Source organism: Arthrobacter sp. H35-D1 (assembly GCF_030063185.1).
Lineage (GTDB): Bacteria > Actinomycetota > Actinomycetes > Actinomycetales > Micrococcaceae > Specibacter.
This window is the reverse complement of sequence record NZ_JASISP010000011.1, coordinates 68,487-91,267: the sequence shown is the minus strand read 5'-3', so window position 1 is coordinate 91,267 and position 22,781 is coordinate 68,487. Positions and strand designations below refer to the sequence as shown.

Here is a 22,781-nt window from a genome sequence, read left to right as displayed (position 1 = left end):
CGGCGCGTCCTCCCCCGGCGAAAGCGCAGTAGTCGGCAATGTTCGCGGCCAGCATTGCCATCTACTGCAAAGTCGAGGACGGCGGAGGCTGGGCTAGACTTGTGAGCCACGGCACAGCCCCTTGGATTTGTGCCGGATGCCCTCCCTGGATTGGTTTTGGAGTGTTCATGCCCTCGACGCACCCCTTGTTTTCGGTCCTGCCGGAGATGCGCCCGCTGGTGCGCGATTCGTGGCGCCGTTCCCTTGACACCTTCGCAACACCGGAGGACGTCCTTCCACCGCTGGTGTGGGAAAACTCGCAGCTGCAGGAGTTCCGCCGCAACCACCCCCTCGCCGCCGTCATGCCCGTCATCCAGGCGCTGCTTATCGCACCCAGCCACGACACCGGCCTCCTCATTGCGGTGGGCGATGAGCATGGCCGGCTTTTGTGGGTCGAGGGCGACTCCGCCGCTCGCACACACGGCGAGAAAATCAACTTTGCCGGCGGCACGGACTGGTCCGAAGCTGCTGCCGGGACCAGCGCCCCGGGCACGGCCCTTGCTTTGGGACGTGCCGTGCAGATTGTCGGCGAGGAGCACTTCAACCCGGCCGTGCATTCCTGGAGCTGCACTGCGGTGCCGGTGCACGACCCTGATTCCGGTGGCCTCCTGGGCGTTGTAGACATCACCGGCGGCCCGGACGCGGTGGGCGCCAACACGCTGTCGCTGGTCCAAGCCACGGTGGCAGCCGCCGAAGCCCAGTTGCGCATCCAACGGCTGGAACGGCTGGCCGAGACATCCCGCCGCAGCCATGTCGGGCCCGCGCGGTCCACCGCCACCCGGAAGGCAGCGAACGGGCCGGCCAAGCCCTTGTACCGCGACAGCCTGCAGATCCTGGGCCGCGACCACGGCTTGCTGCACCTGGCCGGGGAGGCCGTGGCACTCAGTGAACGGCACACCGAAATCCTCACCATGCTCGCCATGCACCCGGCAGGTTTGAGTGCTGAGCAACTCACCGGCATGGTCTACCCCGAGGGCACCTCGTTGACGAGCATTCGCGCCGAAATGGTGCGCCTGCGCAAGCTCCTGCACAAGCACCACCCCTCCCTGGTCCCGGATTCCCGTCCCTACCGCCTGCCACGAACCCTCGTAGTCGACGCCGGCCAGGTGCTCAGCTACTTGGACCGCGGAGCGCACCGGCTGGCGCTGAACATTTACAAGGGGGCCGCGCTGCCTCGCTCGGAGGCGCCGGCCGTGGCCGCGCTGCGAATCAGGACCAGCCTGCTGTTGCGCGAGGCCATCCTCAACGACGCCAGCCCCGAAGTCGTGCTGGCCTACCTGCAGCTTCCCGAAGCCGCGGACGACGCCGAAGCCTGGCACAGTGCACTGCGTCTCCTGCCGCCGCGCTCACCCAAGCGCGCCGCCGTCGTGGCTCACCTGGAGGCGCTGGAATCCTAGGGCAATGAGCTTGAAGGCACCAAGCCCTGTCGGGTCCTCGAAATGGACAACATGGGCTGCGAGTGCCGGCACTGCTTTGCGGGCCCTTAAGGGTCCACGCCGTTAGCCCGCAGTGCCGCGGCCATGATCCGGCAAACTGCTGGCTCGCTTACCAGCGAACGTCGACATGAAGCGGGACGCATAGATCAGTCAACCAGGCCAGGTCGGGCTCCAAGGCGAACGCCCGGGCATAGCTCGAATCCACCACCAGGTCAGCCACGTCAACGCGGTCTCCAAACAGAACATAAGCCCTGTCGGTGTTGCAGCGGTGACTCATCCACACGGCTCCGTCAAGACCGGCTTCGTGGGCGGCTGCCGCCCAGCGCACTGTCTCGCCGTATCGGGCAGCCGTCGTGGCGGTAATGTCTTGGGCGTCGATCTTGAGGGTCCGCAGTCCGGTGCCCATGAACTTCGCCATGCGCAGCTCCCGTGTGGGACTGATCCTGGCCATGACTTTGTCTCGGCAGGATTCTGCGGTGATCATGCCGCCGGCCGTCGGAACATCGTGAAGGAGGGTCGCACAAATCGCAGCCTCCTCAGTAGCTGCCGCATACAGCACCGGCACCGTCGGAGTACCGAAGAATGCAAACCGGGTGCGCGAACCCATGCGTGGATTGAACTGGTTCGCGCGGCGGCCCGGGGCATTGCCAAAGAGTCTGTACATGTGCTCGCCGGCGGGCATAGTGATGATTTGTGGTTCAAACTCACCACGTGGCCCGACTACCACTGAACTCCATAGTGGTTTTCTGCGGCTTCGAGTACCGTAGCTGGTTCATTAAGACGATCCACCGGACGGTCGTCATCCAACTGACCCGTGTGGGCGCATAGCCACTGCGTCAGATCCTCAGCACTGCGGGCATGTCTTTCAATGATCTCCAACAGCGCCGGGATGACTGGCCGCACTTCCCCAACCCGGGGGTCAACTTGAAAGGCCGGGTAGAGAAAAGCATTCCTGCGCTTGATGCCCAAGAGCTTGCCTGCCTTGCGGCGATCGGTGGCGAATCCAGTGGCAGATTTTGCGTTTGATCCCAGCAGCGCAGCCACTTCGGTGCCGGTGAGCATCCCGAATTCGGATTCGATGTCCCGCCAGGCGTTCTCCGTCGTCTGCACCCCGCGCGCCATCTGCGCGGATACAGGCACCTCAAGGGCTTCCACCGCCAGGCCCAAGGCTTCGCGGCTGCGGTGCATATTGATGACAGCTTGGTCCAGGGCATCGTGCGGTGCATCAGGAAACACTGTGCTCATGACTTAACCTCCCTTAGATTCCAGAGGTTTAGTCTAATACAGGAATCTCTGGATTATAAGAGCCGGCGTTGCTTCGCAGGGTTGACAGGAGGTTCTTCGCTGTTCACCGGGATTCCTCTTGCCAGGCATGAGCACACCACAGGATGAATCTGGCCGGGAATCGACGCCATTACCCGGTGGGCAATACACCAGACTGCCGGATTCCGTGCAGGCAACCCACTGCGAGATATTATGAGACGGAGAATGCTGCAAGTGATTAGTCTTCGACTGCTTTGACTCGCAGATACGGTTTTTCCATGCTGCACCACTGGGTGGCGGAAAACTAAGGAACAGTGTTGTGAAACTGCTATTGAGGGCTTCTCGTGTTCCTGGTGTGATTTATCCACTGGGAACGATGGTGCCAAACGAGCCGCCATAAGCAACCTCAGCCTTTAACGTACGACAAGCGCGTGTGGGACCGCTACTTCAGTGGGAACCCGCACCACCACCAGTGCGCGCAAAAGCCCTGCCGGGTGCCGTAGCCGGGCACCCGGCGGGGCTCAGATGTCTACTGACGTTCGGAAATGAGCATGAACTTCTGGCAGCTTCCGACCAGTTGCATCTCTAGCCGGCCTGGGCTAGTTGTTGAATGCCGGGATGTTCGTTCTTCCTTGCCTGGGCAAGATCATAGGCACTCTGCATGGCCAGCCAGGCACGAGCTGTGCCTGCACCAGCAAGTTCCAGCCGGATCGCCAGGTCGGGACTAATGGCGGCATGGCAGTGGAGCACCCGTGAAAGGGTTACTCGTGCGATCCCGAGTCGTTCAGCGGCATCTGTAACAGTGATTCCCAGCTCCTCGATAACGTCTTCACGAAGAAGTTCTCCGGGGTGGGACGGGTTATTCATCATCATTGGGTTCCTTTCAGTGGTAGTCGAGATAGTTAACATGTTCAATATCTGCACCTGCGAATCGAAAAATAACCCGCCAATTTCCGTTGACCGTGATCGACCAGGTCCCTTTCAACTCTCCTTTGAGTTCATGGGTGCGAAAAGAGGGCAACATCAGGTCCTGGGGTGTTTGGGCGATGTCGAGTGCGGAAAGAATTCTCACCAACTTGCTGGCATGGGCGGCTTGGATGCCATGTTTCGAGCCCGTTTGGTAGAACGCTTCGAGCCCTTTGTGGCGGAAAGTTAGGATCACAGCCACAGTGTATCGCGTAACGTAACAACACACAATCACTATGCTCGGTCGGCACTCCCCAAGTAACGAAACTGTCATTTTTACGACGGCTACTGCACTAAATATCAGAAGTCGTCTGCACAGTACTTTCAGTACCCGCAGGGGAACCTCTTGTGGGACGACCGAACTCACCCGCTCAAGGCGTGGGCCGTGTCCGCCTGACTGGCAGCGTGGAGAATTAACTAGTGCAGTCTTACAGCCTCTGACGGAGAAGTGTTCCGGACTATGGGAACTGCGGTGACGCGGGCCGTTGCATCACCCCAGTCCCAGGACGTTTCTCAGCTGACAAACAGCTTGGAACCCAACTACTTGGTGCACTTGGCCGGATTGCCGTGTTTGAGGACGACTGCTACTCCGGGTTCTCGAGGAGAAAGTCCAACACCTCGGCGGCAGCTTCACTGTCCAGTCCTGTTTCACTGGAGAGCAGCGAGCGGGCCTGCTCGGTTTGGCCCGCGTCCACCAAGGCGCGAATCCGGGCTGTGACCGCTTCGGACAAAAGCACCGAGCGTTCGCTGTAGCTGCTTCCGCTGCTGCCGTTGGCGTGTTTTTCCCTGCTGCTGGTTGCTTGCCGCGGTGTGGACGTTGATTCGGTGACAGTGGAGGAGACTGTGAGCCTCCCTGCATTCTTCGCCTGCAGGGTTGCGGCGTCGTACAGACATCCGTTGGGCGAGCGCTGCGGGACGTCCCGCAGCGCGGCGACCGAGACAAGGGCCAGCACGCGATCACATCCCGTGGCCTTTTCATAGGCCCTGGCGGCCGCCGAATCGTTGCCCTTGAGCAGGGCGTTGTACACCGTTCGGTGCTGATCTTCATTCAGGTTTGCGGCAGCATCGCGGGCCAACAATCCCGTTGCGTCTTGCCCACCATGATTGGTGGCTCCGCCTTCCGGGGAAGGCGCCTTCGTTGTCCATGCGGCGTGGCCGGGAACTTCAAAGGTGGGCTGATAGGTGGAGTTGGCTGCGGTCGGCTGCGCCGGCGCGTGCATGCCGATGGTCGGCTTCTTGCCGTTGCGCCGCTTCCGTTCCATCCACAGGATCCAAATCAAGGACGCGGCGGACAGCACGAGAACGGCCGGAATGATGATATCCATGCCAATATTCTACCCGGTCGGGGTAACCACCATCTGGCCGGTCGCAAGCGGAGAGCGGCTAAGTGCGGCACGGTCTTTCGCCGCCGTCCTCCCCAAAAGCCACAACAGCATGCCACCAGTGAAAACCACCAAGACGGCGCCGAAGGGGGCGTTCAACCAGAACGCAATGGGCACTTCCTCCACGTCGCTGAAGGGCACATCCCCCTCCCGAGGATTTCCAGCCGCGTCCCAGAGCCTGTTCATCTTCAGTCCAGCCCACATCAGGACGGACAGCGCCACGAACACTGCTGACAGGTACGCATTCCACACACGCACACCGGCCATGACCCGCAGCAGCAGGGTCCCGGCCAGCAAAGTGCCCGCCGTGAGCGCAACCACCAGCACCGCCAGAACGTCGATCCAGCCGTCAATCCCCATGGGTCGAGCCTAGCGTCCGGCGCCGGGCAGCAGAGCCGTGCCGCCACCGAACACCCCGGCCAAAGATGTGATCCAGCTCATGCAACGTGCTTGCAACGTTGCCCCACGTACGCTTCTGGGCAAGGACGCCGACGTCCCCCACTGCAAAGGAGTTTCAACAATGGCTGTTTATGCACAACCCGGCACCGAGGGTTCGAAAGTCACTTTCAAGGACCGCTACGAGAACTGGATTGGTGGCGAGTGGGTTGCCCCTGTCAAGGGCGAATACTTTGAAAACATCACCCCTGTCACGGGCAGGGTCTTTTGCGAGGTGGCCCGCGGCACGGCCGAGGACATCGAGCTGGCCCTTGACGCCGCACACAAGGTCGCTCCGAGCTGGGGTGCCACCTCGGCTGCAGAGCGTGCCGCCGTCCTCAACAAGGTGGCGGACAGGATTGATGAGAACGTCGAGCTGCTAGCCGTCGCCGAAACCTGGGACAACGGCAAGGCCGTGCGCGAAACCCTCAACGCCGACATCCCCCTCGCGGCCGACCACTTCCGCTACTTTGCGTCCGTGGTCCGCGCCCAGGAAGGCCGCTTGACCCAGCTCGACGAGAACACCACCGCCTACCACTACCATGAGCCGCTCGGGGTGGTGGGCCAGATCATTCCGTGGAACTTCCCCATTCTGATGGCCGTGTGGAAGTTGGCTCCGGCACTCGCGGCGGGCAACGCCGTCGTGCTTAAGCCGGCAGAGCAGACGCCCGCCTCCATTCTGGTCCTCATGGAACTGCTCGCCGACATCCTGCCGCCCGGCGTGCTCAACGTGGTCAACGGCTTCGGCGTGGAGGCTGGCAAGCCGCTCGCTTCGTCCAAGCGCATCCGCAAGATCGCGTTCACCGGTGAGACCACCACCGGCCGGCTCATCAGCCAGTACGCCTCGCAAAACCTGATCCCCGTGACACTGGAACTGGGAGGGAAGAGCCCGAACATCTTCTTCGACGACGTCATGGCCAAGGACGACGCCTTCTACGACAAGGCGCTCGAGGGCTTCACCATGTACGCCTTCAACCAGGGCGAGGTCTGCACCTGCCCGTCGCGCGCACTGGTGCAGGAATCCATGTATGAGGCTTTCATGGCCGACGCCGTGGCCCGCACCGAAGCCATCATCCAGGGCAACCCGCTGGACACCGACACCCAGATCGGCGCCCAAGCTTCGAATGACCAGCTGGAGAAAATCCTCTCCTACATGGACATCGGCAAGCTGGAAGGCGCCAAGGTCCTCACCGGCGGCGAGCGCAACATCCTCGAAGGCGACCTCGCTGGCGGCTATTACGTCAAGCCGACCATTTTTGAGGGCACCAATGACATGCGCGTATTCCAGGAGGAGATCTTCGGCCCCGTCTTGGCAGTGACGAAGTTTGACGACTACGCCGACGCCCTGCACATCGCCAACGACACCCTGTACGGGCTCGGTGCCGGCGTTTGGTCCCGCAACGGCAACGTGGCTTACCGTGCCGGGCGCGAAATCCAAGCCGGGCGCGTGTGGGTGAACAACTACCACGCCTACCCTGCTGGCGCTGCGTTTGGCGGTTACAAGTCCTCCGGCATCGGCCGCGAGAACCACGCCATGATGCTGGACCACTACCAGCAGACCAAGAACCTGCTGGTCAGCTACAGCGAGGACAAGCAGGGCTTCTTCTAAACCGGTCAGCTGGCCCCGCAGTTCCCGCCTTTCCAACGCTCCTGCAGCAACGGGGCACTTTCCCCCAACGCTCATGCAGCAACGGGGCATTTCCCCCAAACGCTCCCTTACTCTCGCATCGAGCGATGCGAGAGTAAGGGAGCGTTTGGCGATCAAACCCTGCCAAACCACGTTGGCCCTCCCCTCACCACCATTACAAGGAGCATCTCAATGGCAGGCACCACAGGCGTGTTGGACGCCTCGATCACCCTCCCAGGCGAGACGCAATCCCGCGTCGCCTTGTCCGGCACAGCCGTGGAGCTGCTGCAAAAGCTGTGGGGCAGTCACGGCCCGCTCATGTTCCACCAGTCCGGCGGCTGCTGCGACGGTTCCTCCCCCATGTGCTATCCGGCAGGGGAATTCATTACGGCGGAGGCCGACGTGCTGCTCGGCCTGTTCGAGCTGCCCGGCTGTGGGCCGCTGGAATTTTGGATGTCCAGGGAACAGTTCAAGTACTGGTCCCACACCCACCTCACGGTGGACGTGGTGGCCGGGCGCGGCAGCGGCTTCTCCGTGGAGGCTCCCGAGGGGAAGAGGTTCCTGATCCGCTCCCGGCTGGTGGACGGCAACACCGCGGCAGGGACATAGCCGTTGCGGCCCAGCTGGGACCCCGCAGCTACTTCCGCTTCCGCTTGGACTGCTGCCGTTTTTGCACCAGCACTGCCACAACAGCCACCACAATGGCTCCGGCCATGGCGAGTTCCATTTTCTGCCCATCCTTCGAATTTGTTGTCACGCGAGCCTCCAGCATAGCCAGCCGCGGCGCACACTACCGCCCAGACGCACGCGGCGGATGCCCGACGTCGTCCGCGGCGCCGGCAGCGAGGGGTCAGTTGTTGGGCGGGCCGTCTATGATGCTTTGGACAATGGCGCCGTACTGTTGGATCAGGGCCTCTTCGGCCATCTCCCCCGGTTCCAGCAGACCCAGCACACGCGTGCCGGCGCCGAGCCCCATCACGGCGCACACCAGCAGCTGGGATTTTTGCAAGGATGGCGAGTCATCGCCGATCTGGCCGGACATCCACTGCACGTAGCGTTCGCGCAATTCTGCCTGGGCTGTCGCTTGGTTGGGCGCATCCTGGACCAGCATGGCCACCATGGACCACGGTTCGGCCTCACCATTGCGGCGCCTTCGCAGGATCCGCCGGACTAGGGCAAAGCCCAGGGGTTCCCCGACCCCGTCCAAGAAGTCCGAGCGCGGCACATCCGGTGCGGCGGCCTCATACAACTTGGCTTTGCTGCCCATCACCTTCATCACCATGGCAGGGGAATATCCCGCCAGTGCGGCCACGTCCTTGACCGTGACTGCTGTATAGCCGCGTTCGCCAAAGAGCCGGCGCGCCGCTTCGATGACGGCTTCTCGCGTGTCGGGGCGGGACATCAGTGGCGCCCCGTCCCGGAACCAGCCCCTATTTTGGCCCCCGCTCCTGTCGTTTCGGCGCCGCGGCTCGCTGCGTTGCCTCCAAGCAGCACGTCGACCACGGCCGAACGTGCTGTCAGCACCACGTGCACGGATTCGCTGCTCCGTCCCTCACTGTCCATGGCAGTTAGGATATAACGCCCCACCGGCGGGAGCGGAACTTCATAGCCTCCGTCCGTGTCGCAGAACGTGGAAACCACGAACCTCCCCGTTGCCTTGGTCAGCGTCACCAGCGCACCGTCCAGGCCGCGGGCGCCGTTGCCCACTACGCCGCTGACGCTCAGCCTGAGGGCCAAGAGAATATGCTGCGTGCTCGAAGAGTCCGCAAAGTCCAGGACCTGCGAGCTGGGTGCCCAGCCGTCGGCGCTGGAGATGACAAGGTAGCGCCCGGACGCCGGCAAGACCAGGGAGTAGCGGCCGTCATTGTCGGCCCGGCTCCAGTCGGCCGGTTCCCCGTTGGTGTGCAGGGCATTGACCACGGCCTGGCGGATCGGTTTGCCGCCTGCACCCACCACCGTGCCGCTGACCACAATCTCGTTCTCGGCCGGTGTGTACGCTGCCGCTCCGGCCGCATCCAGCGTGCCAAGCTCCACACGGTTTTCGGAATTGTGGCCGGCAACAGCACCCACCGGTGCCACACCGGGGGAACCGGCAACGGCTGTCACGGCGGTTGGCACAGCGGGCTGTCCAGGCAGGATCTGGCCCTGTGAAACCTCCCCGTGCGAGGCCTTGAAGCGGGGAATGAAAACAGCGACGCCGATGGACAGCAGCGCCGCGATGGCCGCGTACCAGAAAATCTCCTTGAAGGCGTCCACCGTGGGCAGCGCCAGTGGTCCCACGTGCACCACGGCCGAGGTCAGCACGGCGCCGACCACTGCTGACATGGTGGAGGTGCCCACGGCGCGCAGCAGCGAGTTCAGCCCGTTGGCGGAAGCCGTCTCCGTGATCGGGACAGAGCGCATGATCAGGGTTGGCATGGCGGCATAGGCGATCGCAGTACCCATACTCACGGCCGTGGCCCCGAGGATCACCATCCACACCTCGCCGGTGAGGAACACGCGCGCCATATAGGCCACGGCCAGCACCAGGGAGCCGACGATCAAGGTGGCCTTGGCACCGTGTCGCTTGGTGATCATCGCGGAGACCGGGGCAAGTGCCACCATGGCCAGCCCGGAGGGGATCATGCACAGTCCGGCCACCACCACGCTCAGTCCAAAGCCGTAGCCGCCCACGTTGGGCAGTTGGAGCTGCTGGGTGGTGCTGAGCATGTTCGCGTACATGGAGAAGCCGACAAGGATGGAGGCGATGTTTGTCAGCAGCACAGGCCTGCGGGCCGAGGTGCGCAGGTCCACCATGGGCTGGCTGACGCGCAGTTCATAAGGGAACCAGACTGCCAGGAACACCACGGTGCCAATAAACAGCAGGATCACCGGTTCGCTGGTCCATCCCCATTCGCCACCCTTTGAGATGGCAAGCAGCAACGCCGTCAGCGCCGCTGTCAGCAAGAGGGCACCAACGGCGTCGAACTTTCCCTTGGTGCGCACGGCAGACTCAGGCACCACGGCCAGTACGGCAATGATGAGCAGCACACCGATGATGGCCGAAATCCAGAAGATGGCCTGCCAGCCCAAGGATTCGTAGATAATCCCCGACAGCGGCAGCCCCAGTGCGCTGCCAATACCCAGAGTGGCGCTCATGAGGGCGACGGCGGAAACCACCTTTTCCCGGGGCAGTTCATCGCGCATGATGCTGATGCCGACGGGGATCAGGGACGCGGCGAGTCCCTGGAAGGCCCGCCCCACCAAAAGGGTCACCAGCGTCCCGCCCAATGCAGCGATGACGGATCCCACCACCATGGTGACCATGGCCACCACCATCATGCGCCGCTTGCCGAACATGTCCGCCAGCCGGGAAACGATGGGCGTGGCGATGGCACTGGTCAGCAGCGTGATGGTGACAAGCCACGACGTGTTGTCCGGGGAAGCGTTCAGGATCTTCGGGAAGTCCGGCAGCAGCGGCACCACCATGGTCTGCTGCAGCGCCACCACGGTTCCGGCCAGGCACAAAATGGTGATGACAAGCGAGGTGCGTTTCGGTGCGGCGGTCCGCCCCTTGCGGGCGGATGGGGTTGGGGTGGCCAAGTGGGACGGCACGGGCTTCCTTCACAGAAAAATGGTCCCTGCCGCAACGGCAGGGCTGGTGAACGCGCGTTCACCCATTTAGTGAACCACCGTTCACCTCCTGTGGTCAAGGCCGGATTGTGGCAATCAGGGGGTCTAGCAATGCCGGGCCGGGCCCGCGGAACCGCCAAAAGAGGCGCCCGGCGCGCCAGCGGCCACGCCCCGAGAGTGGCGGAACTCACGTGCCAAAAGCCGTGGGTCCGGCCAGCCCGGGCAGCAACGATTACGCTGGAACGCATGACCTTCCACGCATCCCTCATCCTGGCTTCCGCCTCCCCTGCCCGCACCAAACTGCTGTCCGACGCTGGCATTGGCCACACCATTCGCGTTTCCACTGTGGACGAGGACGCCGTCACGGCTGCGGCCGGCCCCTTGGCGCCGATGGACACCGCCTTGCTGCTGGCCCGCGCCAAGGCCGAGTCGGTGGCTGCAGAAGTGGCTGGGGAGATGGCCAAGGATCAGCCGCGGGCGCTGGTAGTGGGCTGCGATTCAGTCTTCGAATTTGCCGGGGCACCGTACGGCAAGCCGTGGGAACCGGCTGTGGCCCGAGAACGCTGGCAGCTCATGCGCGGCCAGTCCGGCGTGCTGCACACCGGACATTGGCTCATCAACTCTTCCCCCGGCGAGGCGGTGGCGCATGGGGAAGTGACGAGTGCCGTTGTCCATTTCGAAGACGTGTCCGACGCCGAAATCGACGCCTACGTAGCCACGGGCGAGCCGTTGCAGGTGGCTGGGGGCTTCACCATTGATGGTCTGGCCGGGGCTTTCATCAGCGGGGTCGACGGCGATCCGCACACCGTGGTGGGGCTGTCCATTTCCACGCTCCGCCGCCTTTTGGCCAAGTCCGGGCTGTCAATCACTGATTTCTGGTCCTAATTCTGCTTTCTGGGCCTGCTCCTGCACTTATGCGCTGGATCCACCGGGAATCTTGCGCATAAATTCTCCGGGGGGTTCTTATTATGCGTGACATTCAAGGTCGAATCGTGCGCCAATGACTCACTGGTGGCGCACGATTAGCGGGTGAACCTTACGCATAAGATCCCGAATTTCGGAAAGTACTTGACGCAATGGAAAGTACTTTCATATAGTTGAGTTATTGCGCTGCACCACTGAATTGCACCGCACCACTCAACAGAAGAGGTCCACCATGGTCCCGCACAACAGCTCCCCGTCAGCCGCGGAAGCCCGCGAACTTCTCGCCACGGCGGAATCCGTTGGCAGCACGGCCACCAGCGCGGCCGGCTGGCCCACCGCCATGGTCTTCAACTCGATGGCGATCTTCGGCTCGATGCTCATGATCGGTTTCCAGATTGTGGCCCACACCGGCTACGGCGCCCAGCTCTTGGCCATGTCAGTGGGAGCGTGGGCAGCCATCACCGCCATCACGTGGTCGTGGATGCACACCACCACCAAGGCCGGCTTCTCCAAGCGCTTCGCCGGCTCGCTCACCGCATACATGGTGCTGTACGTGGCAGCCATCCTCGTGGGCACCCTTGCATTCCCGAACGGCAGCCTGGCCTACTACATCACGGCCGCAGTCGTCCTCGCCGCCGCAGGCCTGGCAGCTGCCTTCAGGGAGTTGCGCGCATGAGCCAGCACGCAGCCCAGCCAGGAGAGGTGCAGCAGGAACCTCACGAGCACCCTCGCCACGAACTCAGCGAGGTCCTGCACCAGCCCGTCAGGTTTTCCATAGCCGCCTCCCTGGCCAAAACGGAAACCATGGATTTCAAGGACCTGCGCAACACCATCCAGGTGAGCGACTCCGTCCTCAGCAAACAGCTTTCAACACTGGAAAAGGCTGGTTTTGTGCAGATCAAGAAGGCGTTTGTGGGCAAGTTCCCGCGCACTTCGGTCAAACTCACCGTGGCAGGCCGGCAAGCGTGGGAACACCACCTGCAGATCCTGCGCGACATCGCCGGCACCTAAGTGTCCCGTCGGCACTACTTTCCAGTTCGCACCCAGCAGCACACCACCATCTGCAAGAAGGAGTGAGAATCCCATGAGCAACCATGTCATCGTGATCGAAACCGGCTTCAAGTCCGCCTCCGCCAACTACAAGATCCACACCATTGGCCCCGTGGACCAGGCCGAAGCGGACAGCCGCTTTCAGTCCTTGATGGCCGGAACGGCAGCCGAGTTGCCCAGCGCCAAGGGCACCACCGTCATCAAGGTCTCCGACGCGCAGTTCATGCGCATCCGCACCGGACTCAGCGGCTCCACCATCTTGGACCGAGTCACCCGCGGCACCGTGGTGTGATCTGACCACCCAACGCCGGTTCGAGCGCAGCCGAGACCCCACGCAATTCTTCATTTTTGGGCTTCTCCCCAGAGAAGTGCCTTGCAAACGCACAAGCGCCATGCTGTGTTCCCAACAACCACATGCTCGTACCAGCCGTCCATCTCTCGGGGATTGCTAGTCGCTGGGGCCTGCGATAGTCGATGACTTGCCCGGCGGGCTGCCGCGCATGCCGGCGCAGTGACCTAGCCCGTGGTTTGCCAGCAGACAAGAAGATGCTCGGAGCTGGACGCTACTCATCATAAATCTGGCCTGCTTCGCCGCACTACCGTGAAGACGACCCGTCCACCTTGCCTAAGCAGCAACAGCCCAATCCGGCTCGATGGCTCGATGGAAAATTGTCCTGTATGCGGGCGACGGCGGACCGTGACTCGTTGGAGGCTTGTCTCGGTGCGCCCCCTTTTGATTCCCAAGCAATCGGTCCGTCAGGAGGCAAGTAGCTAACCTGACCATCTTGACCGATAAATTTGCTGATGCGGCTGGGTCGGACACACTTTGCAGACCTCACGTCGAAACCTAGCCAAGCACCGCCAAACTTCCACGATGTGAATATTTGATATCCCATTGTGGAATGTTGTGATTTGCCTTACAGTATTAATATCCTCAGCGTTGAGGAGCACTCCAAAGATTGGTTTAGGTCCATGTCGATTCCCCGAACTGCTGCGCAGAAAGCGACTTCGACAGCAGCCAAGAGACTCCAGGCGTACCGCCAGCGCTTCTCTTGAACATTTCTCACCACCCCGGCGGCGCATCTGAAATCCGACCGACGCAGTCAACTTCAGGCAGCTGTCAGGATCATGAAGCCCGGCCCTAAAACGGTCGTAAAAAGTCGCCTCGCACTCCGCGCCTATAAGTCCATGGCCCAGTGCGGTTAGGTCGTCGACGCATGCAACAACTCTTTGCCGACCTACAAAATACGAATGCAAGAGCCTCCATACTGCCTGCCCACGGGATTACTGATCCCAAATCCGCGCACTTGGCCATGCCGCCAAAGGAAGGCCTCCCGCCTCTGACTGCGCTCCGCGTGACTTGAGCATAAGGCGCACCCTCCGAATCCAGATGCCGCTTGTGCGCAACTGCAGATAATTCTTCGCTACACGACAGGACTCCCCATGAGTACGATTCCAGGCTCGACCCCACCGGTCGAGGCGAACAACGACCATCACGCTAACCATCCCGATCCAATCATGCATCATCCGCCTGCGTCGGCGTTGGCCGTGCCGGGTCTACCCGATATTAGCGAGAGGCTGTACAACCAGGATTTGGCACCGACAAAGGCAGCAGGTCGGCGGTGGACCAGCTACAGCATCTTCACACTGTGGGCCAACGATGTGCATAGCCTGGGAAACTACACCTTCGCTATTGGCCTGTTCGCACTCGGGCTCGGAGCTTGGCAAATTCTGATGGCTCTTGGCGTGGGAGCCGTCCTGCTGTTCGCGCTCCTGACGTTCTCAGGATTCATGGGGTACAAGACGGGGGTTCCGTTTCCTGTGATGAGTCGAATCTCGTTCGGTATCCATGGCGCCCAAATTCCCGCCCTGATCCGTGGTGGTGTGGCGATCGCCTGGTTTGGAATTCAGACCTACCTTGCGTCGTTGGTCCTGCGTGTCCTGCTGATCGCCCTGTCGCCGGGACTGGCCAATCTAGACCAGAACTCGATCCTCGGGCTCTCCACCTTGGGATGGGTAGCCTTCCTCGCCCTCTGGGTGGTGCAGGTTGTCATCGTCCGTTACGGAATGGACATGATTCGCAAGTACGAGGCTGTCGCCGGGCCCATCATCCTTTTCACCATGATTGCTCTGGCAGTCTGGATGTTCGCAAAGGCCGGAGGGTCCATTGCACTGTCAAAGCCTGATGCACTGACCGGTGGGGCCATGTGGCGGGAGATCTTCGCCGGCGGTGCTCTCTGGGTTTCGATCTACGCCACTTTTCTCCTGAACTTTTGCGACTTCACCCGGTCCTCGACCACCCGGAAGTCGATCATCAAGGGCAACTTCTGGGGTATCCCGATTAACATGCTCCTCTTTGGTCTGATCGTGGTCGTCCTCACCGGTGCTCAGTTCAAAATCAACGGTGTCATCATCAACAGCCCGTCGGATATAGTCGAATCCATCCCCAATACGCTCCTGCTGATCTTGGCCGCACTGGCACTGATCATTCTCACCGTTGCAGTCAACTTGATGGCCAACTTCGTCGCCCCGATCTACGCCCTAACCAACTTGCTCCCCAAGAGACTCAACTTCCGCCGGGCCAGCTTGGTCAGTGCCATCATCGGCTTGGTCATCCTGCCGTGGAACCTTTACAACAGCCCGGTCGTCATCGTGTATTTCCTCGGTGGGCTTGGCGCACTGCTTGGTCCTCTGTTCGGTGTCATCATGGCCGACTACTGGCTTCTCCGCAAGGCCAAGATCAACGTCCCCGAGCTGTACACCGAGTCCGGAACAGGCGCGTACTTCTACCATAAAGGCGTCAATCCCCGAGCAATCCTCGCCTTCATTCCGTCCGCTGCGATCTCGCTTCTCATCGCCTTCGTTCCAGCTCTCCACTCAGTCTCGCCGTTTTCTTGGTTCTTCGGGGCCGGCATAGGCGCCGTGGTCTACCTCCTGGTTGCTGACCGCAGCCGGACATTCGAAGACGTCTCCGGGGAACCGATCGCCGTCCCCAGCCTGCACTGACAAACACCACCGCTGCCGGAGCGCGGGCAAGGCTCGAAATCGATTCGACTGACCAGCCCGCGCCCCGGCGCCAAAGTAGGGAAAAGAATACAATGCGCATCCTCGTTGCCAACGTCAACACCACTGTTTCCATGACAGAATCCATCGCTGCACAGACCCGCAGCGTCGCATCCCCCGGAACGGAAATTGTGGGCATCACCCCACGGTTCGGAGCCGACTCTTGTGAAGGAAATTTTGAAAGCTATCTAGCAGCGATCGCCGTCATGGACGCGATACTTGCCTACCCTGAGCCGTTCGACGCCGTGATCCAGGCAGGCTACGGTGAGCACGGCAGGGAGGGGCTTCAGGAACTACTGAATGTTCCCGTGGTGGACATCACCGAGGCTGCAGCAAGCACGGCAATGTTCCTGGGCTACAAGTATTCGGTCGTGACCACATTGGACAGGACAGTGCCGCTGATCGAGGACCGGCTCAAACTCGCAGGTCTCGAAGCCCGGTGCGCGTCGGTGCGAGCCAGCGGCCTGGGAGTGCTTGAACTGGAAGAATTTCCGGACCGTGCAGTGTCCGCCATCATCGATCAGGCTACTCAGGCAGTGGAGGACGACAAGGCGGAAGTTATTGTCTTGGGTTGCGGCGGCATGTCCGGCCTGGATGAACAGATCCGCGAACGCTTGGGGGTTCCAGTGGTCGACGGCGTCGCCGCAGCGGTCACAATCGCGGAATCCTTGGTCCGGCTCGGGCTCAGCACCTCAAAAGTCCGCACCTACGCTCCACCCCGGCCCAAGAAGATCACTGGCTGGCCTTTCCCCGTGTTGCCGGAGGAATAATATGGCAGCGGAACTAACTTCGCACCAGTCCTTCGCACATCCCTTTTAAACATCCGAACCAGGATATTAGGAGCTCTCCAATGACTGACACCACACATAACAGTTATGACCTTGTCATTCGCGGCAACCGCGTACTCACCACCGCCGGCATCGCACCGCGCGAAGTAGGTGTCCGCGATGGCGTCGTCATCGCTTTGGTACCCCTGGGCAACAACCTCTCCGGAACCGAGGTCATTGAACTGGCCGACGACGAGACGCTCATTCCGGGCCTTGTGGACAGCCACGTGCACGTCAACGAGCCCGGCCGCACGGAATGGGAAGGCTTTGCCTCCGCCACCCGCGCAGCAGCGGCCGGCGGTGTCACCACCATCATCGACATGCCCTTGAACTCCATCCCGGCCACCGTCAACGTCGACGCCCTGGAACTCAAGCGCAGCGTCGCAGTGGACCAGGCCTATGTGGACGTTGGATTCTGGGGCGGTGCCATCCCCGGCAACACCTCCGACCTGCGCCCGCTACACGACGACGGCGTCTTCGGCTTCAAGTGCTTCCTGCTGCACTCCGGCGTTGACGAGTTCCCGCCGCTTGACCCCGACGAGATGGAAAAGGACATGCGCGAGCTGACGTCCTTCGACGCTCTCATGCTGGTCCACGCCGAAGATTCACGCACCATCGACCGTGCCCCCACCGCCCAAGGCGACCACTACAACAAGTTCCTCGCCTCCCGTCCCCGCGGCGCCGAGAACCTGGCCATTGCCGAGGTCATTGAGCGCGCCCGCTGGACCGGTGCCAAGGCGCACATCCTGCACCTGAGCTCCTCGGACGCCTTGCCCATGATTGCCAGCGCCCGCCGCGACGGCGTGAAGCTGAGCGTGGAGACGTGCCCGCACTACCTCACGCTCATGGCCGAGGAAATCCCCAACGGGGGCACCGCCTACAAGTGCTGCCCACCCATCCGCGAAGCCTCCAACCGCGAAAAGCTGTGGGAAGGCCTACGCGACGGCGTCATCGACTGCATCGTCTCGGACCACTCCCCCAGCACCTTGGACCTGAAGGACCTGGAAAACGGCGACTTCGCCGTGGCTTGGGGCGGGGTCTCCTCGCTGCAGCTGGGACTGTCGCTGATCTGGACCGAAGCACGCAAGCGCGGCATCTCCCTCGAACAGGTTGTCCACTGGATGTCCACGGCCCCGGCCGAGCTGGTCCAGCTCCACCACAAGGGCAAATTGGCGCCCGGCTACGACGCCGACTTCGCCATCTTCGCCGCCGACGACGCCTACGTAGTGGACGTCAAGAAGCTCAAGCACAAAAACCCGATCACCCCCTACGACGGGCGTGCGCTCTCCGGCGTCGTCCGCCGCACCTTCCTGCGCGGACACGAACTCGACGGCATCACCCCCACCGGCAAGCTCCTGCGCCGCGGTGAAATCACAGTGGAGCGGCCGCACGGTGATATTGACCTCGATGTGCACTAAGCCATAAATGGTCGTGCTTGCGATCGTGACCTCCTATAGGACGGAGATGCGGCTCCCGTGGATCCCAAATCATTGCGCGGAGCCGCATCAGAACCGGCCACACACAATCAAGAAGCCTGCACAGCTGCCCTCGGGCAGCCCATTCAACGCAAAATCAAAGGACACTTCATGCGCTACATAGTTGGCTATACTCCCGACCGCCGCGGCGCAGAGGCCATTGCGCTGGCCGCCTCGATTGCCCGCACCCAAGATGCCCACTTGGATTTGGTTCACGTTCTGGACAATCCACGACCGGAGGATGCCGGATTCCCTGAACGCGGCGTCCAAGAAATTCTCGCCGGCAACGCCAAAGTGTGGTTGGAGGAAGCGTTGGCACTGCTCCCTCCAAATGTGGACGTCCAAACCCATTTGCGCTATGCCGAATCGTTCGCGGAGGGTCTGATTGAGTTTGCTGCGGAAGTGGACGCTGAACTTATAGTCATTGGCGCGGCAAAACGCGGCGTGCTCAAGCATTTTAGTATCGGCACAGTGGCCAACACTCTCCTGCATGCATCGCCGGTACCGGTGGCCCTGGCACCCTCCGGATATGAATCCTCCCCATCAATCAGCCGCATCACTTGCACCGTCGGCGGCAGGGAAGGCGCAATTGAACTGCTTGGAGTAGCCATGGATTCCTCGTCGCGACGCCACGTTCCGCTTCGGCTAGTTTCTTTGGTCGCCGTGGACCAGTCCCAGGCAAAGGACGCCAACCAATTCCAGCTGGATCAGACCAAGGATCGCATAGATGAGTTGGTGGCAACAGCCGCCTTGTCGACCGAAACCGAAGTCACCGCGGTCGTGGCACAGGGCTCGACCATTGAAGAAGCGATCGAAAACCTTCAATGGCGTGACGACGAAGTTGTCCTGATCGGTTCGAGCCGCTTGGCAGAAGCACGAAGGTTGTTCCTCGGCAGAACGGCCTACAAGTTGCTCCACGAGCTCACGCTGCCCATGATAGTTGTCCCTCGTGATTACAGGCGCAAAGTCTGATATCCATTGCAAAGAATCACCGGTTTCAGGGCAATGGGCAGGAGGCGCGCATTCGCAATTGGTCCAGCATCGGGTCACGCCGGTGTCAACACCCAATACCGGTGTTGACACGGCCGAGGCAGAAAAGTCGAGGACTCGGACCGCCAAACGGAAAACATCAAACCCGCTCACGGCGCGCACCTCGTCGTCAAGCACGTCCAACACGTCGAACGGAAAAACCAGTCCGTGCCCGGAGAACTTGCCCGCCGACGAGGTGCGGACGCCCGCCGTCGCGCATTTTGCCCACCGCCCGGAAAAACTCCAGGGAATCCGGCGGCACACGCCGTCGTCGGCGGTGATCGGCGCATGTCCGTTCCTCACGTGTAGCTCACCGCCGTCGGGCTGATCCGCGACACCCACGGAAGCACCAGGAGGTGCGCCAGTTGCGCGAATCCCGCCACGAGCACCACCAGGACAACGAGTGCGGGCCAGGAGACGGCGAGCACCAGGTGGTAGTCGGATGCGTCGCTGACAAGCCCACCGAAAAACGTCAGCAATGCCGGCGAGAGGATCGCGCCGAACATCGCGCCAGCCACAATAAACATCCCGTAGACGTTGATTACCAGGCTGAGGGATTCGCGCGGGCGGTAGCCGAGCTGGTCAAGCAGGGCGATGGCGCGCCGGTTGTCGAACACGTTGAGGTAGGCGATGAGGAACAGCACCCCGACGGCCAGCACGACGGCGATGCCCACGAGAATCGGCACCAGGCCAAAGCTGGCAGCGATGGCGTCCTGCGCCTGCGCCACCAGGGCCGCCTTCGTCGTGGAGGTGGACTCGGCGTTGCTTGGCGCTGCGGCGTCCTTGGCCACGAACGCCGTGTTGTAGTTGCCGGCGTCAGCACCGACGACGGCCTCGGGCAGGTGCTGGCCTTTGAAGTACAGGCGCGTGTCCAGCGCCACCGGATTGATCCCGACCACTCGGAACGCGGCGGCGTCGAGCTGCTGCGGCTGGATGCGCACGACGTCGCCGACGGACACCCCGAATTCGGCGGCGAACTTTGATGACACGACGACGCCGTCCGCGCCGTCTCCGGCGAGAGACTCGAACACCTGCTGCCCTGCCGGGCCAGCCGCACGGACGGCGTCGAACCCGGGGGCGACGAACATGGAGTCGTAGGACCGGTCCACCGTGCCGGGCCCGGCGGACTCCGAATCGGCGTCGGCCACGTAGAGGCGATCCGCGTAGCCGACGTCGGTCCGGCCGGCGGCCCCTTCCTGCGGGGCGGCATATTGCACCAGCCGCTCGAAGTTCATGGACTCGGCGAGCTGGGCCCCGGGACGGCTCGCCATCGAGACGATGGACAGCGAAAACGCGAGCACCAGCACCGAGACTGCCGCGGACCCCAGCACCACCGCGATCCGTGCCGGGCTGGAAAGCGCGAACACTGCCCGCACCCGGGTGGCAAGTTTCAGCCGTCCCAACAGCGAGGACAACTTCCGCCTGCGGGGCGGTGGCGAGAACAGCACCCGGCCGTTGAGCAGGTGCAGCACCGGTGCCCGCACAAGCCGGAATGCCGTCACGGCGCACACCGCGAGGGGGATCAACAGCGCCAGTCCGAGCTGTCCGAGCGTGAACGCCGGCTCGGTCGGGATCGGTGGGACAACTACGTTGAAGAGCTCCAGGTAGCCCGCGCTGAACGACGGGGCAAGCAGCAGGCCAAGGGCAGCTCCTCCGGCCACGCCCAGCACGATGGGTGCAACATAGACCATAAACGAAGCGACGATGCCCAGTGGGGGCAGGCCCATCGCGTTCATGACGCCGATCACGGCGACCGAGCGCCGGAGGTTGTTGCGCATCACCTGCCACACAACGAGGACGATGGCCGCGGCGAACAAGGCAGTTCCGATGAGCATGAACGTCAGGCTCGTGGAGAAGTTCGAGCGCAGCGAGCTCATGGCCGAAAGCTGGTCGCTGCGGGTCACGGAGCCCACATCGACACTGGCACGCAGATCCTCAAGAACCGCGGTGAGGCTGCCGTTTTCAGGCACGACGCCGGCGAAGGCCAGCTCCTCCTGCGCAGGCACGGCCTCGAAGTCGCCTTCCGTCATGAGCACCCCGGTGTTGGCGGCGTTGCCGAGGGCGGCACCGCCCGTCGTGCCCAGCAGCGACTGCGACGGCTGCGTGTATGTTCCGGCGATGCGATACTCGATGCCGTCCACCGTGAGATGGCCTCCCACGTGGAGCCCGGCCAGCCGGGCCGGCTGCGCGGTGACGAGCACGCTGCCTGCCGTGAGGTTAGCCGTCCCGTCAACGAGCACGATGCGATTGATCCGCTGCGGCACGGTGCCCATGGCGTAGCGCATGCCATCCGCCTCCACCGACTTTTGCCGGATCGCCTCGGTGTTGAAACCGTAGTGTGCCGCAAGGTTCTGCGCGTGCTGCTGATAGTACGGAAGCAAATTCACGGTGCCGTCCGCGGCGGCGGTCCTTGCCTTCTCGCCGTCGGCCGGGTTCAGCGTCGGCAAAAACCGAAACTCCTCCACGTTGGAGGTGGCCGCTGTCGCCTCGTAGGCGCGCTGCATGGGCACGTTGCCGTAGTACAGATAGGAGCTGATGAACCCGGCGATGAGTGCGAAGAGCAGGAGCACCACGCTCGTGACCGGCCCGCGAACCATGACGCGGAGATTGGCCTTGCACAGGAGGCGCACAGGTCACACCCACTCGATCTCGTCGACCGTCAAGGGCGATTCGGTCCGTTTCTGCGCCACTATTTTCCCGTCGCGCATCGTCAGCACGCGATCGGCAAGTTCGGCGATCTGTGGATTGTGCGTGACCATCACGATGCTCGTGCCGTGCTGCGAGCGGTAACTGCGCAGCAATTCGAGCACCAGCTGGCTGTTGCTCGTGTCAAGGGCACCTGTGGGCTCGTCGCAAAACAGCACCACCGGACGTTTCACCAGCGCCCGGGCGATCGCGACCCGTTGCTGCTCGCCGCCGGACAGCTCCGTGGGGAACTTCGAGAGCAGTGCGCTGATTCCCAGCTCCTCGGCGAGCCCTTCCAGGTGGGGCCCCGGCCGCTGCGCCTCGCCGCCCAACAGGATATTGTCGCGTGCGTTGAGTGTGGGAACGAGGTTGTAGGCCTGGAACACGAAGCCGATCCGCTCACGGCGCAGGTTCTGCACAGCGCGGCGGCGACGGTGGTTGACAGGGGTTCCCAAGTACTCCACCGTGCCGCTGTCGGGTTCCTCGAGCGTGCCCACAACGTTCAGCAGCGTGCTCTTCCCCGACCCGGACGGTCCCAGAATGACAACCAATTCGCCTTGGGCGAGTTCGAAGTCCACGCCGTCCAGGGCCTGAACGCCCGCACCGCCAACCCCGTAGCTGTGCTTCAAGTCGAAGGGAGCCAGAATTGGCCGGCCTGGACCGGTGGAGCCGTTCTTTTCAACCGTGCCCATGTGACCAGTCCCCCACTCGGTCAACCAACGGGAACTGAGCTCCAGGCCCGCGTCATGAATCCAAAGCCGGAAAATTCACCGGCAGTCCAGTGGCCCTCAATGTAGCCCGCGCCGACGCCGGCGGTCAATGAGCAGGGCATGGCAGCACCACCGCAGTTGGAGGGGTGTCAGCCGAAAACGCGTAGCCGCGGATTGGCGTTGCTGCCACGGCCTGACCGGTCAAGCGCGGCCGCGCATGTGGGGTCCGGCGCTAGTTGTCATCAGTCTGGATTTCAT

The 22,781-nt window shown here is 62.4% G+C and carries 21 protein-coding genes; 11 read left to right on the top strand and 10 right to left on the bottom strand.

Annotated elements, in window-relative coordinates; all coding sequences use genetic code 11:
• The first annotated feature begins 167 nt into the window (after positions 1-167).
• The gene (locus QMG25_RS12580) at positions 168-1,436 is read left to right on the top strand and encodes a GAF domain-containing protein (RefSeq protein WP_283460688.1); all 1,269 of its coding nucleotides are present in this window, start codon (positions 168-170) and stop codon (positions 1,434-1,436) included.
• Between the two features lie 148 nt (positions 1,437-1,584).
• Here the strand turns inward: QMG25_RS12580 and QMG25_RS12575 are convergent, their stop codons facing one another.
• The 6 genes from QMG25_RS12575 to QMG25_RS12550 form a co-directional block, all read right to left on the bottom strand.
• Complete coding sequence (locus QMG25_RS12575; protein WP_349307136.1) at positions 1,585-2,082, bottom strand: RES family NAD+ phosphorylase; 498 nt, start codon at positions 2,080-2,082, stop codon at positions 1,585-1,587.
• Positions 2,083-2,195: 113 nt separating this feature from the next.
• Positions 2,196-2,720 carry a hypothetical protein gene (locus QMG25_RS12570; protein WP_283460685.1) on the bottom strand — a complete coding sequence of 175 codons (525 nt, stop codon included), beginning with the start codon at positions 2,718-2,720 and terminating at the stop codon, positions 2,196-2,198.
• A gap of 603 nt (positions 2,721-3,323) precedes the next feature.
• Entirely contained in the window at positions 3,324-3,611 is a 288-nt protein-coding gene (locus QMG25_RS12565; RefSeq protein ID WP_283460684.1) for a HigA family addiction module antitoxin, read from the bottom strand.
• 10 nt (positions 3,612-3,621) lie between these two features.
• Positions 3,622-3,900, bottom strand: a complete 279-nt coding sequence (locus QMG25_RS12560; RefSeq protein WP_283460681.1) for a type II toxin-antitoxin system RelE/ParE family toxin — start codon at positions 3,898-3,900, stop codon at positions 3,622-3,624.
• Between the two features lie 388 nt (positions 3,901-4,288).
• Complete coding sequence (locus QMG25_RS12555) at positions 4,289-5,029, bottom strand: hypothetical protein (protein ID WP_283460678.1); 741 nt, start codon at positions 5,027-5,029, stop codon at positions 4,289-4,291.
• Positions 5,030-5,038: 9 nt separating this feature from the next.
• Positions 5,039-5,446: a hypothetical protein gene (locus QMG25_RS12550; RefSeq protein WP_283460676.1), complete on the bottom strand. Its 408-nt coding sequence runs from the start codon at positions 5,444-5,446 to the stop codon at positions 5,039-5,041.
• Positions 5,447-5,606: 160 nt separating this feature from the next.
• Between QMG25_RS12550 and exaC the strand changes: the two genes are divergently transcribed.
• On the top strand, positions 5,607-7,130 hold the full coding sequence (exaC, locus tag QMG25_RS12545) for an acetaldehyde dehydrogenase ExaC (protein ID WP_283460674.1): 1,524 nt from the start codon (positions 5,607-5,609) through the stop codon (positions 7,128-7,130).
• Between the two features lie 210 nt (positions 7,131-7,340).
• On the top strand, positions 7,341-7,757 hold the full coding sequence (locus tag QMG25_RS12540) for a DUF779 domain-containing protein (protein ID WP_283460673.1): 417 nt from the start codon (positions 7,341-7,343) through the stop codon (positions 7,755-7,757).
• 241 nt (positions 7,758-7,998) lie between these two features.
• Here the strand turns inward: QMG25_RS12540 and QMG25_RS12535 are convergent, their stop codons facing one another.
• Both QMG25_RS12535 and QMG25_RS12530 read right to left on the bottom strand, forming a co-directional pair.
• Positions 7,999-8,550, bottom strand: a complete 552-nt coding sequence (locus QMG25_RS12535; protein ID WP_283460671.1) for a TetR/AcrR family transcriptional regulator — start codon at positions 8,548-8,550, stop codon at positions 7,999-8,001.
• Positions 8,550-10,742: an MFS transporter gene (locus QMG25_RS12530; protein WP_283460669.1), complete on the bottom strand. Its 2,193-nt coding sequence runs from the start codon at positions 10,740-10,742 to the stop codon at positions 8,550-8,552. Before QMG25_RS12530 ends, QMG25_RS12535 begins: the two co-directional genes overlap by 1 nt.
• A 264-nt stretch (positions 10,743-11,006) precedes the next feature.
• Between QMG25_RS12530 and QMG25_RS12525 the strand changes: the two genes are divergently transcribed.
• The 8 genes from QMG25_RS12525 (at position 11,007) to QMG25_RS12490 (ending at position 19,071) form a co-directional block, all read left to right on the top strand.
• Entirely contained in the window at positions 11,007-11,645 is a 639-nt protein-coding gene (locus tag QMG25_RS12525; RefSeq protein ID WP_283460668.1) for a Maf family protein, read from the top strand.
• 271 nt (positions 11,646-11,916) lie between these two features.
• Entirely contained in the window at positions 11,917-12,360 is a 444-nt protein-coding gene (locus tag QMG25_RS12520; protein ID WP_283460666.1) for a hypothetical protein, read from the top strand.
• A complete protein-coding gene (locus tag QMG25_RS12515) occupies positions 12,357-12,695 on the top strand; it encodes a winged helix-turn-helix domain-containing protein (protein ID WP_283460664.1) in 339 nt (112 codons plus the stop codon). The genes QMG25_RS12520 and QMG25_RS12515 overlap by 4 nt, the downstream gene beginning before the upstream one ends.
• 73 nt (positions 12,696-12,768) lie before the next feature.
• Positions 12,769-13,026, top strand: coding sequence for a hypothetical protein (locus tag QMG25_RS12510; RefSeq protein ID WP_283460662.1), 258 nt, complete (start codon positions 12,769-12,771; stop codon positions 13,024-13,026).
• Between the two features lie 1,226 nt (positions 13,027-14,252).
• Positions 14,253-15,740, top strand: a complete 1,488-nt coding sequence (locus QMG25_RS12505; RefSeq protein ID WP_283460724.1) for an NCS1 family nucleobase:cation symporter-1 — start codon at positions 14,253-14,255, stop codon at positions 15,738-15,740.
• A gap of 92 nt (positions 15,741-15,832) precedes the next feature.
• A complete protein-coding gene (locus tag QMG25_RS12500) occupies positions 15,833-16,567 on the top strand; it encodes an aspartate/glutamate racemase family protein (RefSeq protein ID WP_283460660.1) in 735 nt (244 codons plus the stop codon).
• Positions 16,568-16,647: 80 nt separating this feature from the next.
• Complete coding sequence (gene allB / locus QMG25_RS12495) at positions 16,648-18,042, top strand: allantoinase AllB (protein ID WP_283460658.1); 1,395 nt, start codon at positions 16,648-16,650, stop codon at positions 18,040-18,042.
• Between the two features lie 168 nt (positions 18,043-18,210).
• Complete coding sequence (locus QMG25_RS12490) at positions 18,211-19,071, top strand: universal stress protein (RefSeq protein ID WP_283460656.1); 861 nt, start codon at positions 18,211-18,213, stop codon at positions 19,069-19,071.
• Between the two features lie 356 nt (positions 19,072-19,427).
• On the opposite strand, the gene QMG25_RS12485 is transcribed toward QMG25_RS12490, so the two are convergent.
• Together QMG25_RS12485 and QMG25_RS12480 are read right to left on the bottom strand one after the other, a co-directional pair.
• Positions 19,428-21,725, bottom strand: a complete 2,298-nt coding sequence (locus QMG25_RS12485; protein WP_283460654.1) for an FtsX-like permease family protein — start codon at positions 21,723-21,725, stop codon at positions 19,428-19,430.
• A gap of 36 nt (positions 21,726-21,761) precedes the next feature.
• Positions 21,762-22,505 carry an ABC transporter ATP-binding protein gene (locus tag QMG25_RS12480; protein ID WP_283460652.1) on the bottom strand — a complete coding sequence of 248 codons (744 nt, stop codon included), beginning with the start codon at positions 22,503-22,505 and terminating at the stop codon, positions 21,762-21,764.
• Between the last annotated feature and the right edge of the window lie 276 nt (positions 22,506-22,781).